The following is a 14,515-nucleotide window of genomic DNA, read 5'->3' as shown; positions in this document are numbered from 1 at the left end:
CGCCTAGGTCGCCGTCAGAGACCCAGGTCCAAACCAAGCATGCTGCTCATGACGAAGGCGACAACCCCAACGCCCAAGAGCGCCAGCACGAAAGCTCCCGCGATCTTGCCGCCCGCGAGCAGTACCGAGCCTCTCTCAAGCTTATCCACCTGGTCGTAGTGCCACTTGATGGCGAAGTACATTCCCGTGCCCAACGCGAGAACCTTGAAAATCACGAAGACTATGGGAAACCAATCCATGGCAAATATCCTTACGTGCGGCACTGCGCGCTTTATGCTCCTGTTTTAGGCAAACGCGTACTGCTTATTGTGCAACGCAGATATGTAATCGCGGACTGAGGTTCGCGCCTTCGTGCGCAAGTGACCCGTGGATGCAGCTAACTCAGCATCCGGAGCCCCCTCATCCGCCCTTTGGGCACCTTCTCCCCGCCGGGGAGAAGGGGAAAGCGGCACCCTCTGCGGTCTCTTCCCCTCTCCCCTCGGGGAGAGGGTAGGGTGAGGGGGCTACGCGGCGAAACGTTCCTGACGAAGACGTCCGCAATGGGCCAAAACCGGTCCGAATGCTTGCAACCCCTACTCCTCACCCTCATCGCCACCAAACACCACCGTCTGCGGCCAGCGCAGCAGCGCCGCCTCGCCGGCCTCGTTCAGCGCATAGACGCCCTTCCCCTGCCGGTCGAACCAGCCATAGACATTGTCGAGCATTATCCGCCCCGCCTGCGGCACCCATGTCTTCATATCGCGCGGCCGCACCAGCCCCTGTTGCAGCGCCGAGGCACAGATCAGCGCCTGCTGCCGGTAGGCGGTCATGATCGGCGAGCGCGTGGCACCGCCGAGCGCCGGGTCGCCCTGTCTTTTCCGATGCTCTTTGACAAGCCGCGTCCGCCGCTTCGGGTTGGTCCTCGGCATCGGCGATACGGAGCTGACGATCACGCTGACCTCGCCGGTATCGGATATCCCGAGCATGCCGATCCCCATCCTCCGGCAGAGATCGCGATAGCGCCTGTCCGCCTCCCGCCCCCGCCCCTTGGCCGAGACCCTTGCCGCGATCCAGACTTCATCGGCCATCGCCGCCCGGTCGACCGCCTGCAGGATAAGCTCGAGATTGAACGACATCTTCAATTCGCAAACGACCACGACCGGCGGCTCACTTTCGCTCAAGCCCACGACATCGCAGCTCGCGACCTCTCCCTTCACGACATACCCCGCCGTCTCCAGAAAGGCCTTCACCGGCAGATAGAGCGAGGTCTCCATCGTAACCCTTACGGGTTGAGATCGGCGATCTCGCCGAACTGCGCCAAGAGCCGTGGCGACAGCATGTCGCCGGTCTCTTCGTCGACGGTGATCGCATAGGCCGCAACGCCCGCGAAGCGCTCCGACATGGCGGACGCGATCTTCTCCGCGCTGATCGGATTCGACGCCTGCCGCATCTCGCCCGGCACCAGCTTGCCGCGATTGCTGCGGTAAGGGATCACGATAAACTTTTCACCAGTAGACACGCGCAGGATTCCCGATTGATCGTTCCTGAAACGTTCTGATTTGGGGGCGGATGTCAATGGTGTGGTTGGATGAAAGCATGGGTCGAGGCTGCGTTACCCCCTTCTGCCCTGCCGGGCATCTCCCCCACAAGTGGGGAGATTGGCTGGGCGCGGCCACTCGCTCCGACATCAACGTTTGGATGGGGAGCAAACCACGAGTCGATCTCCACCCTTGTGGGGGAGATGTCCGGCAGGACAGAGGGGGGCATCACACCCACAGCCCTGGCAAACCAAGCCGCGGCCCTCCCAGCAGACTCCAAAGAGCGGAAATTGAAGCGATCGACATGATGGCATTGACCGGCAAACAGCTCTAAATTGAGTGAAAGTGCGTCGGACCGGTCCGCGTCCCGGATACGCCCACAACGCGACCAGGGAGAACCACCAGTGACCCACAGCCTCGACCGTCCCGCCTGGAACGCGCTTCTGACGGTGCATGCCGATCTCGCAGAAGGCGGCCCGCTCGCGATGCGTTACCCCACCTCGATCGTCCCCTTCGCCGCCCCGCGCGACGACACGCCGGAGAGCCTGTTAGCGCTGGCCGCCCTTTCCGCGCCCGGCGAAATCATGGCGCTGGTCGAAGCCGGCCCGATCATCATCCCTGATGGCCACGATGTGCTGATCGAAAGCACGCTCGTGCAGATGATCGGCGACCGACCCTACGAACGCATCGACGACATGAGCATCGTGCCGCTGACACCTGACGATGCCGAAGAGATGCTGGCGCTGGCGCTACTGACGAAACCCGGCCCCTTCACGCTCGGCGCCCAGCGCCTCGGCACCTTCTGGGGCATCAAGATCGACGGCCGCCTGTCTGCCATGGCCGGTCAGCGCATGCGCCACCCCGGTCTTTCCGAATTGAGCGGCCTCTGCACCCACCCCGATTTCCAGAAACGCGGCCTCGGCACCCTCCTCTTCCGCTTCGTCGCCGGCGAGATCGCGGCGCGCGGTGAAGAGGTGTTTCTGCACGCCTATGCGAGTAACACGGGGGCGATCGCGCTCTACGAGCAGCTGGGTTTCAGGCTGCGCAGCCGGATGAATGTGACGATTGTGCAGCGGCGGGGGTGAGGAAAGAGGGAGAGAGCGGCCCACCACGAGTCTCTTCTCCCCAACGGGGAGAAGGTGGCGGCAGCCGGATGAGGGGGCCTCACGGCACCCCGTAAACCACAGCTTTTCGTATGCGCTCAAAGCCTCGCTTCGCTCGCCCCCTCATCTGTCCTTCGGACATCTTCTCCCCGCCGGGGAGAAGAGAAATCCCCTCAAGCCGCCTTCGTCTTCGCCTTCCGCGACAAATGCGCCACCACATTCTCGATCATCCGCATCCCGGCGTCACCGCCGAGCGTCATGATCGATTCCGGATGGAACTGCACGGCCGCGATCGGTTCCTTGGCGTGCTCGATGCCCATGATCGTGCCATCCTCGCTCTCCGCCGTGATGATGAAATCGCGCGGCAGGGTCGAGGGGTCGGCGAAGATCGAGTGGTAGCGGCCGACGGTCACTTCCTTGCCGAGGCCGGAGAATACCAGGCCCGGCTCCAGCACGCGGATGCGAGACGGCTTGCCGTGCATCGGCAGTGCCAGATGACGCAGCTCGCCGCCATAGGCCTCGGCGATCGCCTGCAAGCCGAGGCAGACGCCGAAGATCGGCAGGTTGCGGGCGCGTGCCTTCTTGATCGTCGCCTTGCAGTCGAAATCCTTGGGGTTGCCAGGGCCGGGCGACAGCACGACGAGATCGGGATCGAGCCGGTCGAAAATCTCTTCCGGCACCGGCGAGCGCACGGTCGAAACCTCGGCGCCCGTCTGGCGGAAATAATTGGCCAGCGTATGCACGAAGCTGTCTTCGTGGTCGACCAGCAGGATCTTGACGCCCTTGCCCACAGTGGCGACGTCGCGGCTGGCCTTGGCCGTATTGCCGGCCTTGGCATCGCGGATGGCGGAGAGCATGGCGGACGCCTTCAGTTCGGTTTCGGCTTCTTCTTCCTCGGGGATGGAATCGTTGAGCAAGGTCGCCCCTGCCCTGACTTCCGCGATCCCGTCCTTGATGCGCACGGTGCGCAGCGTCAGCCCCGTGTTCATGTCGCCATTGAACCCGACCATGCCGATCGCCCCGCCATACCAGGCGCGCGGGCTCTTCTCATGGCTCTCGATAAAGCGCATGGCCCAAAGCTTCGGCGCACCGGTGACGGTAACCGCCCAGGCGTGAGACAGGAAGCCGTCGAAGGCATCCATGTCATCGCGCAGACGTCCCTCGATATGGTCGACGGTGTGGATGAGACGCGAATACATCTCGATCTGCCGGCGGCCGATGACCTTGACCGAACCCGGCTCGCAGACGCGGCTCTTGTCGTTGCGGTCGACGTCCGAGCACATGGTGAGCTCGGACTCATCCTTCTTGGAGTTCAGCAGCTTCAGGATCTGCTCGCTATCGGCGATCGGATCGTCGCCGCGCTTGATCGTCCCCGAAATCGGGCAAGTCTCGATGCGGCGGCCCGACACACGCACGAACATCTCCGGCGAAGCGCCGACCAGATATTCCTGGTTACCGAGATTGATGAAAAAGGAATAAGGCGACGGATTGATCGCCTTCAGGCGCTTGGAAATATCAGAAGGCTTGCTGTCGCAACGCTCCATGAACTTCTGCCCGGGCACGACCTCGAAAAGGTCGCCCTTGCGAAAGCTTTCCTTCGCCTTCGTGACCAGCTCGGAATATTCGCCGGGGCGGTGATCACTCTTCGGCGGAATGGTGTCGGTGCGCTGGAACGGCTCGGCCGGAATATCGCCGGCCTTGCCCTCGGTGGTCAGGCCGCCCTTTTCGAAATCGTAGCGGTCGATCCAGGCCTTGGCCGAGTAATTGTCGACGACCAGAATCTCATCAGGGAGATAAAGCACCATGTCGCGCTGGTCGGAGGGACGCRTGAGCTTCAGGTTGATGGCGTCGAACTGGAAGGCCAGATCGTAGCCGAAGGCGCCGTAGAGACCGAGGCTGGCATCGGCCTGCGAATAGAAGAGATCGGTAACGGCGCGCAGCACGGTGAAAACAGTCGGAATCTTCGAGCGCTCTTCTTCCGTAAACGCCCGGTCCGGCGCTTTCACGGTGAGATCGAGCCGCCGCTTGGTCGCCGCGCCGAGCTCGAGCTCGGAGATCGTCTTCAGCCGCTCGGTGACGAAGCCGAGAATGACCTCGCCGCGCTCGTTATAGGCGTCGATCCAGACCTTACGGCCGTTGCAGGAGATGCCGAGCGGCGGATCGACCACGGCCGTATCCCAGCGCGTATAGCGGCCCGGATATTCGTAGTTCGACGAAAACACCGCCCCGCGGCGCTCGTCGAGCTTGTCGATATAGGAGGAGACCGCGTCGGCATAAGGGATCGCCCGGCGCTGCCGCGTGACCGTGATGCCACCCTTGGTCTCGTAAATCTCCGCTCCGTCATCCCTGATGATCGTTACCATTGCTTCACTCCGTTATCGGCCCGGATGACAGGCGGCCTTAAAAACAAAAAAAGCCGCCTGGTGTTTTCCGGGCGGCTCATCGTCGTCTTTGGACACGATTGGTCGAGGCCGCCTTAGCGAGCCCACCACCAGATTGCGATGTTCAAGGACATGTTCATGGGCGGAATTGTTAGCGTGAGATGAGAGAGAGCGCAAGAGGCGAATGCGGCCACGAAAAAGGGCGGCTCTGTGGCCGCCCTTTCGATTGTTTTAGAAGCGCTGGGTCAGCGAGATTTTGAAGGTGCGGCCTGGCTCGGAATAGTAATCCTTCGTCGCGGCGGCAATCGTGGTGGTCTTCGTGTTGAGTGCATCGAAGTATGTACGATCGAAGACGTTGTAGACGCCGGCATTGATGCGGAGGCCCTTCATCTGCTCGGGCTCCCACCATGCGGTCAGGTCGACGATGCCGTAGCCCGGAGCCTTGAAAGTCGCGGTCGACTTGTCGGACACGCCAGCAACCCCCGTAAGCAACGCATCGACACCCCATTGTTCGGCAGCGTAACCGACACCGATCGTCCCCTTCATCGGAGCGACGGAGTTTAGCTCCTTATTGGTGATCAGGTTCATGCCGCGGGTATAAGCAAAGCCGGCGCGAACATTGAAGCCGTTGGCAAACTGCTTGTGAGCGCTCAGTTCCACGCCTGAGATCTGCGCGCGCGCCACGTTCTGGTAGCCAGTTCGGCTACTGTAGTCCAGAGGATCATAGCCTGCCGCAATGACTTCCGCATTGGTCAAGGCACGTGTGTCGATGAAGTTCCGATAGCGATTATAAAACGCGCTGACCGACCCGCCGAAATCATCGTCCCCGAAGCGAGCACCGATATCAAAGCCGTTGCTGGTCTCAGGCTTCAGGTCCGGGTTGCCAATCTGAATGTAGGTGGTAGGCGCGCCATAGGTGAGATAGAGCTCGTTCGTTGTTGGCGCACGGAAAGCCATTGCCCATTGGGCAAAGATCGTGACCTGATCATTGACCTCGTACTCGGCCAGAAGCTTGGGCGACCAAGCGCTGTCCTGGGAGCCCGGGGGCATGACTGGTTCCATCGCGCCGTTTGTATAAGCGGGCGTATCTTGCGGCGAACGATCGTACCAATCAAATCGCAAGCCGGGCGTCAGGGAGAAGCCACTGGTGCCGAATTCCATACGATCCTGCGCGAATACAGAAAACTGCTTGCTGTCAACGTCCGGCATATCGGACTGGTTGGTGTGAAGCATCGCACAATTCGTATACGGACTGACGTAAGGACCGGTCGCCGGGCAAGAGTCGAATCCCGCCGAGTATTGGCTTGCCTGTGAAATGAACGCGCTGGTACCAAGTGTGAAGACGTGGTCAACTTCTCCCGTCTTGAAACCGCTGTCGATATAGCCGTTGAAGCCAAATCCAGATTCGTCGGTGCTATTGCGACGTTGATATGGCCCAGGCACGCTGACGTAGCGATAGGCGTCGTTGCCGATCATCCGCTCCTGCTTTTGCCAGTAGAGCGTCGCCTGTGCCGCGTCGATCAGACCGTCAGTGCTTGGAGCCTCATATTCGTAGTCAAGCGAGACACGGGTACGCTCGTTCAGATCCGTGGACGTATATTGGCCAGGGCGGTAGGTCGAGGTCGCCAAGGTATTTTGACCCTGCTTCAGATCAGTGTCCTTATCGGACCGAAAGCGCTCAGCTGTAAAACCAAACGAATGACCAGAATCTGTGTCCTGCCGGAGCTTGAACAGCATGTTGTACTGATCGTAATCGGCTGGATTGGCCTTAGTCCGCGTTGGGCCATAAGTATCGACCGTACCCTGGGTCTGTCGCTCGTTGCCCTTCTTGTAGCTGCCGAGGAACATGATCGAGGTGTTCTCGATCTTCTTGGCGACCGCCGCGCCATTGAACCAGCTGTGATCCGTGCTGTCATAGCCGCTACCGACCTTGCCGCCCCAGTCTTTGCCCTCGCCGATCAGGTCGGCGGGCTCAAGCGTACGCAGCAACAGGGCGCCGCCCATTGCACCGCCGCCGATACGGCTCGAATCCGCACCCTTCACGACATCAACAGTGGTCAGCGAAAAGAAGTCGAAGCTGTCTGTGCCGCCGCTGGTACCGCGTGCGCCGTCCCTGAAGTAGCTCAAAGGAATGCCGTCGACCAACGTCGCGACGCGATTGCCCTCGAGGCCGCGAATGTTGACCGTGTTGGTCGACCGGTTGAAATTGACGCCTGGATCGATCGTACGACCGAGATCCTCGATGCTGCGAACCTGCTTGGCTTCCAGCGTGCGTTCGTTCGTCTCGGTCGCGAGCGGCGTGTTTTCGGCATCGCCGGCGTTCACAACCCGCTTCCCCTTCACAACAATCTTCTGCAGCGTCGTGCCGTTTTCGTCCGTCTCAGCATTTGCAGCCGGCGTCGTCGTCTGCGCGCTCTGCGCCAGCGCCTGCGAGACCGGACCAGCGCAGACAAACGCCGCGCYCACCAAAAGCGCCGAGCGCCAATGTCGGATAACCATAATCAACCCCTCAATGAAAAAAGTACCGGGCTGGCTGGTCTTCGCGCGTCTGCGCTTGGAGGGGCTGGCTAGGTGTTCAGGCGAATAATTCCGCCTTCTTCTTGCCGCATAAAAAACATGAGTATGGTTGTCAATATATTCCGCCAAGATATCATGATTTGAACAGTCATGTTTTCATGATGAAGATCAACGTTGCGAAATTGCAACGAAATCCGCCTCCAAACGTTGTTAACGGCTGGGACCGAAACGATGGATGGATGCGTGAAGAAAACAGCCCATATCGCGACGGCATTCCTCTGCCTCATCATGTTGACCGGCGCGGGCCTGCCCGAGACCGGCCCCAAACCGGAAGTAAAACCAGGCGACAAGCAGGTCGAACAGCAGGCTGACGACCCAGCAAACGTCGATGTCGCGCCCAAGCCGCAGCCTAAACCGGAGACTAAGCCAGACGTCGCAGAACCCGACGCCGCCAGCCCCGATGTTCCAAAGCCGGACACGAAACCCGGCGAGAACATCTCAGAGGGCGATAAACCTGCCCCTTCCTCCGACACGACGAGCAAGGACGCCGCCGCGCCCAAGCGCGAGGTGCAGGGCCCCAACCTTCCCGACAAGCAGACGCTCGAAGCGCAGCATCTGACGATCGAGCCGGAAAGCGAGGCCGATCACTCCGAATGCGTCAAGGAGCTGCAGAGCCTCGGCGTCGTCTTCACCGATCTCAGCCGTATCGACGACGGCAACGGCTGTGGCATCGACAAGCCGATCAAGGTCACCGAAGCCCTGCCCGGCATCAAGCTCAAGCCGGATGGCGTCTTTCGCTGCCCGGTGGCACTTGCCCTGGCGCGATGGATGAAGGGCACGGTGATCCCGGCAGCGGCCATTGCAGCGGCAGATCAGGGTCGCATCACCACCATCAACCAGGCCTCCTCCTATATCTGCCGCCTGCGCAACAGCGCCGAGACCGGCAAGATCTCTGAACACGCGCGCGGCAACGCGGTCGATATCGCAAGCTTCAGCTTCGAGAAGGGCGAGGATATCGCGGTCAAGCCAAGGCGCGAGGATTCGACCCTGATCGGCGCCTTCCAGCGCACCGTCAGCGCCGCCGGCTGCCTCTATTTCACGACGGTCCTCGACCCCGAAAGCGACGCCGCCCACGAGACCCACTTCCATCTCGACGTGCTCGAGCGCAAGGGCGGATACCGCTATTGCCATTGAAAAATGGCAATAGCGTCAGCGGCTTGTGGCGACTGGGTGAATCGGAAACAGAGCCTCTTGAAGCGATCTAGGAAGCTAAAACAGCCCCTCGACCGCCCCATCCTCATTCAGATGGATGCGCTCGGCGGCCGGCGACTTCGGTAGGCCGGGCATGGTCATGATCTCGCCGGTGATGACGACGACGAAGCCGGCGCCAGCCGATAGTCGCACTTCGCGCACCGAAACGACGTGCCCCTCCGGCGCGCCGCGCAGGTTGGGGTCGGTGGAGAAGGAATATTGCGTCTTGGCGATGCAGACAGGCAGATTGCCATAGCCCTGCTCTTCCCAGGCTTTCAGCTGGTCGCGCACCGTCTTCGGCACACTGACTTCGCCGGCGTGATATATCTGGGCGGCGACTTCCTCGATCTTTTCGATGAGCGGCATGGCGTCGGGATAGATCGGCGCGAAGTTGGCGTTGCCGGATTCGGCCATCTCCACCACCTTCCACGCCAGCTCCTCGATACCGGCCGAGCCTTCCGCCCAATGGCGGCAGACGATGGCTTCCGCGCCGAGATGCGCGACATAGGCCTTCACCGCCTGCACTTCTGCATCCGTATCGGAAACGAAGTGGTTGATGGCGACCACGACGGGCACGCCGAACTTGCGGACATTGGCCACATGGCGGCCGAGATTGGAGCAGCCGCGCGTCACAGCGCCGACATCCTCGCGTCCGAGATCGCCCTTCCCCACGCCGCCATTCATCTTCAGCGCGCGCACGGTCGCGACAATCACCGCCGCATCCGGCTTCAGCCCGGCCTTGCGGCACTTGATGTCGAAGAATTTCTCTGCGCCGAGATCCGCGCCAAAGCCCGCCTCGGTCACCACGTAGTCGGCAAGCTTCAGCGCCGTCTTGGTGGCGATGACGGAGTTGCAGCCGTGCGCGATATTGGCGAACGGGCCGCCATGCACCAGCGCCGGATTGTTCTCCAGCGTCTGCACCAGGTTCGGCTGCATCGCATCCTTGAGAAGCACGGCCATGGCGCCATCGGCCTTCAGGTCGCGCGCGAATACAGGCGTCTTGTCGAAGCGATAGCCGATGATGATGTTGCCGAGGCGCTCTTCCAGATCGTGAAGATCCGACGCCAGGCACAGGATCGCCATGACTTCCGAGGCAACCGTGATGTCGAAGCCGCTCTCGCGCGGAAACCCGTTGGAGACGCCGCCGAGCGAGGCGACGATCTCGCGCAGCGCCCGGTCGTTCATGTCCATCACGCGCCGCCAGGTGATGCGGCGCACGTCGATGTCGAGCGCGTTGCCCCAGTAGATGTGATTGTCGATCATCGCCGAGAGCAAGTTATGCGCCGCCGTGATCGCGTGGAAATCGCCGGTGAAGTGGAGGTTGATATCCTCCATCGGCACGACCTGCGCATAGCCGCCGCCGGCCGCTCCGCCCTTCACCCCGAAGCAGGGGCCGAGCGATGGCTCGCGCACGCAGATCGTGGCCTTTTTGCCGATCCGGTTCAGCCCGTCGCCGAGCCCCACCGTCGTGGTCGTCTTGCCCTCGCCTGCCGGCGTCGGGTTGATGGCGGTGACGAGAATAAGCTTGCCGTCGGGCTTGCCCGCCTGCGCCGCCGTAAATTCGGCGCTGATCTTCGCCTTGTCGTGGCCATAGGGCGACAGCTGCGCCGCCGGAATGCCGAGCCTGTCGCCAATCTCGTAGATCGGCTTCTTCACCGCGGCGCGCGCGATCTCGATGTCGGTTTTATACTCAGCCATGCCGCCCTCAGATATATTCATCGTCCAAAGGTCACGTTTATGCCAACGCAATGGTGAAATATACCGAAAGTTTGAACCCTGCGCCGGTTGCGCAAGCACATCATCAACCTCTATCACCAACGCATTGATTCAGCATTTACGGGGGTAAACCATGAAATCACTCGAGCTCATCGTCGAGCGCATCATTCTGTCCAGCCGCTGGATCCTTGTCGCCTTCTATTTGGGGCTGGCGCTGTCGCTGGCCGTCTACGCGATCTCCTTCGCCTACAAGTTCTCCAAGGTGGCGATCAACGTCTTCACCTATGACGAAGGCGAGATGATCCTGGCCATGCTCGGCCTCATCGACGCGGCGCTGGTCGCCAGCCTGATCGTCATGGTGATGATCTCGGGCTACGAGAATTTCGTCAGCCGCTTCGACGACAACGAAACCGATGTCTCCTTCATCGGCAAGCTGGATTCCGGCAGCCTGAAGATCAAGGTCGCCTCGTCGATCGTCGCCATCTCGTCGATCCACCTCCTGCAGGTCTTCCTGAATTCCAATCAATTCACCGACAGCAAGATCATGTGGCTCACCGCCATGCATCTCGCCTTCGTCGTCTCCGCCGTCATGCTCGGCTTCCTTGAGCAGCTGATGAAAAAGGCAAAAGACACCTCGAAAATCTAGAGCCGACTGATTCGCGGGCGGCTGAGCCGCCTGCGACATATGGCGCAAGGCAAATCATTGCCTTTTCATTTGCCACAACGCTCAATTCGTGAGCGCATCGGCCAAAAACGACAAAAGGTTGATTTACAAGAATCTAAAAACAACCAATGAGAGATTTTTCGTGTTTAAATTATAACACATTAATCTATTCAATGTGCGCTGCACAATTTCCGACTAGCAAATATATCAGATAGTCGATCTTATGGTTGAAGTTGTTGGCGCGCAGGAAATTGTTAATGTCGTACGTAACTACCTCGGAGAGGCAGTCAGTATTGACGGCTGAAATAGCAGCCGTGAAGACCAGGCCGGCATTCGCTCAAGTTCTGGTTCGCATCGCCGAGGCTTTCGGTTTCAAGTACGCCACCTTGATGGACGCGCCGACGTCCGAGAGCTTCCTGCTCAAGTCCCTGCTGATCGAAAGCAACCTTCCCGCCGACTATATCAGCAGGTTCGACCGCGCCCGCTTCATGCAGCTCCCGATGTTTTCGACTGGCGTTGCCGCCTCGGCCCTGCCCAGGCATTGGACTCTTTGCGACAAGACAGGCATTTTGCCCGCCGAATTCAGCGAGCTGAAAGCCGACTTCGACATGCGGCTCGGTATCTCCTTCCCGGCCTATACCGCAGATAACCAGCGGCTGCTGTTCTGGTTCTCCGGCACGCGCTCGCCGCTCGGGCAGGCGGAAGTCAACGAGCTCAACATGCTGATGCTGCACGCGCTTGATGCCTTCAATCTGGTGAAATCGGCCAAGACCAACGAGCACCCACCGCTGTCCGCCCGCGAGCGCGAAGTCGTGCGCTGGACATCGCAGGGCAAGACCTCCATCGAGATCGGCCAGATCCTGTCGCTGTCGGACCACACGGTCAACGCCTACATGACCAGCGCCATCAAGAAGCTCGATTGCGTCAACCGCACCCAGCTGGTCGCCAAGGCGATCCGCTACAAGCTGATCACCTGACGCCAGGCCGCGCCCGGCGCCGCCAATGGCCGCGCCAAAATGCTCGCCCTTATCGGCCGAGCACCGCGCGCATCTCCACGAGGTTGGAGCGCACCCTCAGAATATAGAAGCCCATGGTCGCCAGATGGCTCGGCATGATCCAGCCGTCCTCGCGACCGTTGGAGATGATCGCCGGCTGGATGCGCAACGCCGCCTGGAACTGTGCATTGGTTGCGCCGTAGAGAGCGCCGAGATTGCGCTCCGCGATCACCCGCGAAAAGTCCGATTGGGCGGCCGCCAGAATGGCGTAGTAGCCGTAGAGCTGACCATAGGCGAACCAGAAGCGATCGTCGGCGCGCGTATCGAACCAGCCGCTCGCATGGTTGGCCGAGCGCTCCGCCAGCATGTCGGCGGTGCCGCCGAGATCGTTGGCGATACGGTCGATGAATTGGATGAGGTTGTCGGCGCGGGTATCGAAGACGGCGTTGCAGTTGGACAGATCCGTATTGAACTTGCGAAGGCTGTCGATCGCCGAGCGATAATAGCTTGGCGTTGGCGTCTTCGGGCCGAACGGATTGAGCCCGAAATACCAGCTGTACTCGTCGAACTGCAGGTTGCCGCGCGCGCTCTGCAGATCATTGTTGATGCCCGAGGTGCCGCGCACGCGGCCCAGCGTATCGACGAGCTCCGCCGAGGTGCGGCGGAGCGCCTGGTTCACGCCGCGCTGGAACGAGGCCTTGTTGTCAAGAAACGGCGTGTGGTCCCAATCGATCCCGAAGAAGCCGAGACGATAGAGCAGCATGGAGGAGATCCATGAGTTCTGGTTGACGTTGAAATCGGTGAGATCGGCCGTGACGTCGACGATCGCCGAGCGTTGGCAGGTCTTGGCCGCAGGCGTGGTCGCGCCCTCGGCGGGCGGAATTTCCTGGCCAACCTGAACCTTGCGCTCCGCAAGCTTGTACTGGTCGACGAAGGACGGGTTGAAGCCGGTCCACAGCTGCGTCTGAACGAAGAAATAGCCGTACATCACGACAAGCAGCAAAAGCACGCCGATGACGGGAAGCCTGACCAGCCAGCTGCGGCGACCATACCAGCCGCGCGCGGCCATCAACGGCCAGAAGGCCCAGGCCACGAAAAGCCGTGCCCAACGACCAATCGCCCGGCCGATCGATCTGAAAAAACCGGAGATTCCGTCAAGCATCGCCCATTCCCCTCTGCATCCAAAAGCGCGTGTTTCACCCGCTCTCAAATATGCATCCGCATCCGAAACGGCAACATCGTGCTGATATTATTGTTTCTTCGGCCCTGTTTAGAGGCGGCACGCCTAAAGGCGCGGCATCCGGAAGCGCAGCCGCGAGGAGATCTTCATCGTGTCGATCAAAGGCGCGCCCGGCACATCCTCGTTCTGATGCGCATAGGCGGGAAACCGCTTGCCGAACTGCGCGTCGGCGGTGCGCTTGCGGTGCTCGATCTCCTGCGGCAACAGCATGTCGCGTTCGAAGAGAACGATGGCATCGGCAATATTGGGAAACAGCTCGGACGAAATCTGCACCTTCGAGCCCGGAATATCGGTATCAACTTGGGCTTGATAGATCAGCAAGCGCTCTTCCGTATCGATCATCAGCTTGCGCATCAGCGTGTTGCACTGGCCGATCTCGGTGTTCAGCCCATCCACCAGAAGCTGGAATATCCCGATGAAACGCTCGCGCCGCTGGCTCTCGTCGCGCAATTCGTGCTCGCGGGTGGAGACCTCATCGGCCTGCGCCTTCAGCGCCTTGCGCTCCTCCTCCATCCGGTCCCACTCGGCCTTGCTGCCGTAAACCCCGATGCGCCCCTGCGTCGTCAGCGCCCGGGCATTGAGCTCCTTGATGCGGATACGGGCGATGTCGATCTCGTCCACCAGCCGGCGTCGGCGCTCGACGATATCGACCAGCCGGCGCTCGGCCTCCTTGTGGGCTGTGAGCACGACGGCGCGATGGTGGGTGATGAGCCCGGCAACCCCGTCGGACTTCACCATCAGGTCGCGCAGCCGCTCGACCACGGGCGCGGCCCTGACACGGCTGCTGTGGCGCCGCCACATGCGCTGCCGCGAGAAATGCCCGATAAACCGCTCGGTCGCCGTCAGCCCGCGGAAACTGTCGAGATCTGACGACACCCTGACGGTCATCGCATCCAGCGTCGCCACCAGCTCGGCAAGCAGCTCAGCGAGGTTCCTCGCATCAGCGGCGAAACCCTGGAAGCGTTCGTTTTCGACCAGAAAGCGCTCGTCGTCGATCTCGGCAGGATGGCGCGCGAACTCGCCGACGAAATCGGCACAGGTCTTGACCTTCACCGGCAGTTCGTCGGCAATCGCACTGGCAGCATCAAATGTGGTGTCAAACGATACAGGCTTGCGCACCTGATATCCCCG

The 14,515-nt window shown here is 60.9% G+C and carries 12 protein-coding genes; 4 read left to right on the top strand and 8 right to left on the bottom strand.

The window, feature by feature from the left end:
* Window positions 1–14: 14 nt before the first annotated feature.
* From AC1DOG_RS00660 to AC1DOG_RS00650, 3 genes are all read right to left on the bottom strand, one after another.
* A complete protein-coding gene (locus AC1DOG_RS00660) occupies window positions 15–239 on the bottom strand; it encodes a hypothetical protein (protein ID WP_477926443.1) in 225 nt (74 codons plus the stop codon).
* Window positions 240–572: 333 nt separating this feature from the next.
* A complete protein-coding gene (locus tag AC1DOG_RS00655) occupies window positions 573–1,253 on the bottom strand; it encodes a DUF2161 domain-containing phosphodiesterase (RefSeq protein ID WP_477926442.1) in 681 nt (226 codons plus the stop codon).
* 8 nt (window positions 1,254–1,261) lie between these two features.
* Window positions 1,262–1,498 carry a hypothetical protein gene (locus tag AC1DOG_RS00650; RefSeq protein ID WP_018897325.1) on the bottom strand — a complete coding sequence of 79 codons (237 nt, stop codon included), beginning with the start codon at window positions 1,496–1,498 and terminating at the stop codon, window positions 1,262–1,264.
* A gap of 423 nt (window positions 1,499–1,921) precedes the next feature.
* Between AC1DOG_RS00650 and AC1DOG_RS00645 the strand changes: the two genes are divergently transcribed.
* The gene (locus AC1DOG_RS00645; RefSeq protein ID WP_477926441.1) at window positions 1,922–2,602 is read left to right on the top strand and encodes a GNAT family N-acetyltransferase; all 681 of its coding nucleotides are present in this window, start codon (window positions 1,922–1,924) and stop codon (window positions 2,600–2,602) included.
* A 191-nt stretch (window positions 2,603–2,793) separates the two neighbouring features.
* Here the strand turns inward: AC1DOG_RS00645 and AC1DOG_RS00640 are convergent, their stop codons facing one another.
* On the bottom strand, window positions 2,794–4,983 hold the full coding sequence (locus AC1DOG_RS00640) for an anthranilate synthase (protein WP_477926440.1): 2,190 nt from the start codon (window positions 4,981–4,983) through the stop codon (window positions 2,794–2,796).
* A 249-nt stretch (window positions 4,984–5,232) separates the two neighbouring features.
* The gene (locus tag AC1DOG_RS00635; RefSeq protein ID WP_477926439.1) at window positions 5,233–7,500 is read right to left on the bottom strand and encodes a TonB-dependent hemoglobin/transferrin/lactoferrin family receptor; all 2,268 of its coding nucleotides are present in this window, start codon (window positions 7,498–7,500) and stop codon (window positions 5,233–5,235) included.
* 261 nt (window positions 7,501–7,761) lie between these two features.
* On the opposite strand from AC1DOG_RS00635, the gene AC1DOG_RS00630 reads away from it, so the two are divergent.
* Window positions 7,762–8,712: an extensin-like domain-containing protein gene (locus tag AC1DOG_RS00630; RefSeq protein WP_477926438.1), complete on the top strand. Its 951-nt coding sequence runs from the start codon at window positions 7,762–7,764 to the stop codon at window positions 8,710–8,712.
* Window positions 8,713–8,787: 75 nt separating this feature from the next.
* Here the strand turns inward: AC1DOG_RS00630 and AC1DOG_RS00625 are convergent, their stop codons facing one another.
* Window positions 8,788–10,467, bottom strand: coding sequence for a formate--tetrahydrofolate ligase (locus tag AC1DOG_RS00625; RefSeq protein WP_477926437.1), 1,680 nt, complete (start codon window positions 10,465–10,467; stop codon window positions 8,788–8,790).
* 151 nt (window positions 10,468–10,618) lie between these two features.
* Between AC1DOG_RS00625 and AC1DOG_RS00620 the strand changes: the two genes are divergently transcribed.
* Together AC1DOG_RS00620 and AC1DOG_RS00615 are read left to right on the top strand one after the other, a co-directional pair.
* Entirely contained in the window at window positions 10,619–11,131 is a 513-nt protein-coding gene (locus AC1DOG_RS00620; RefSeq protein ID WP_111562912.1) for a TIGR00645 family protein, read from the top strand.
* A gap of 275 nt (window positions 11,132–11,406) precedes the next feature.
* Window positions 11,407–12,126, top strand: coding sequence for a helix-turn-helix transcriptional regulator (locus AC1DOG_RS00615; RefSeq protein ID WP_113010309.1), 720 nt, complete (start codon window positions 11,407–11,409; stop codon window positions 12,124–12,126).
* 49 nt (window positions 12,127–12,175) lie between these two features.
* Here AC1DOG_RS00615 and AC1DOG_RS00610 read toward each other — a convergent pair whose 3' ends face one another.
* Both AC1DOG_RS00610 and AC1DOG_RS00605 read right to left on the bottom strand, forming a co-directional pair.
* Entirely contained in the window at window positions 12,176–13,306 is a 1,131-nt protein-coding gene (locus tag AC1DOG_RS00610; protein WP_477926436.1) for a DUF2333 family protein, read from the bottom strand.
* A gap of 123 nt (window positions 13,307–13,429) precedes the next feature.
* Entirely contained in the window at window positions 13,430–14,503 is a 1,074-nt protein-coding gene (locus tag AC1DOG_RS00605) for a hypothetical protein (protein WP_477926435.1), read from the bottom strand.
* Between the last annotated feature and the right edge of the window lie 12 nt (window positions 14,504–14,515).

The organism is Rhizobium sp. 01N48 (assembly GCF_056399145.1).
This window is presented reverse-complemented; position numbering and strand designations above follow the sequence as displayed.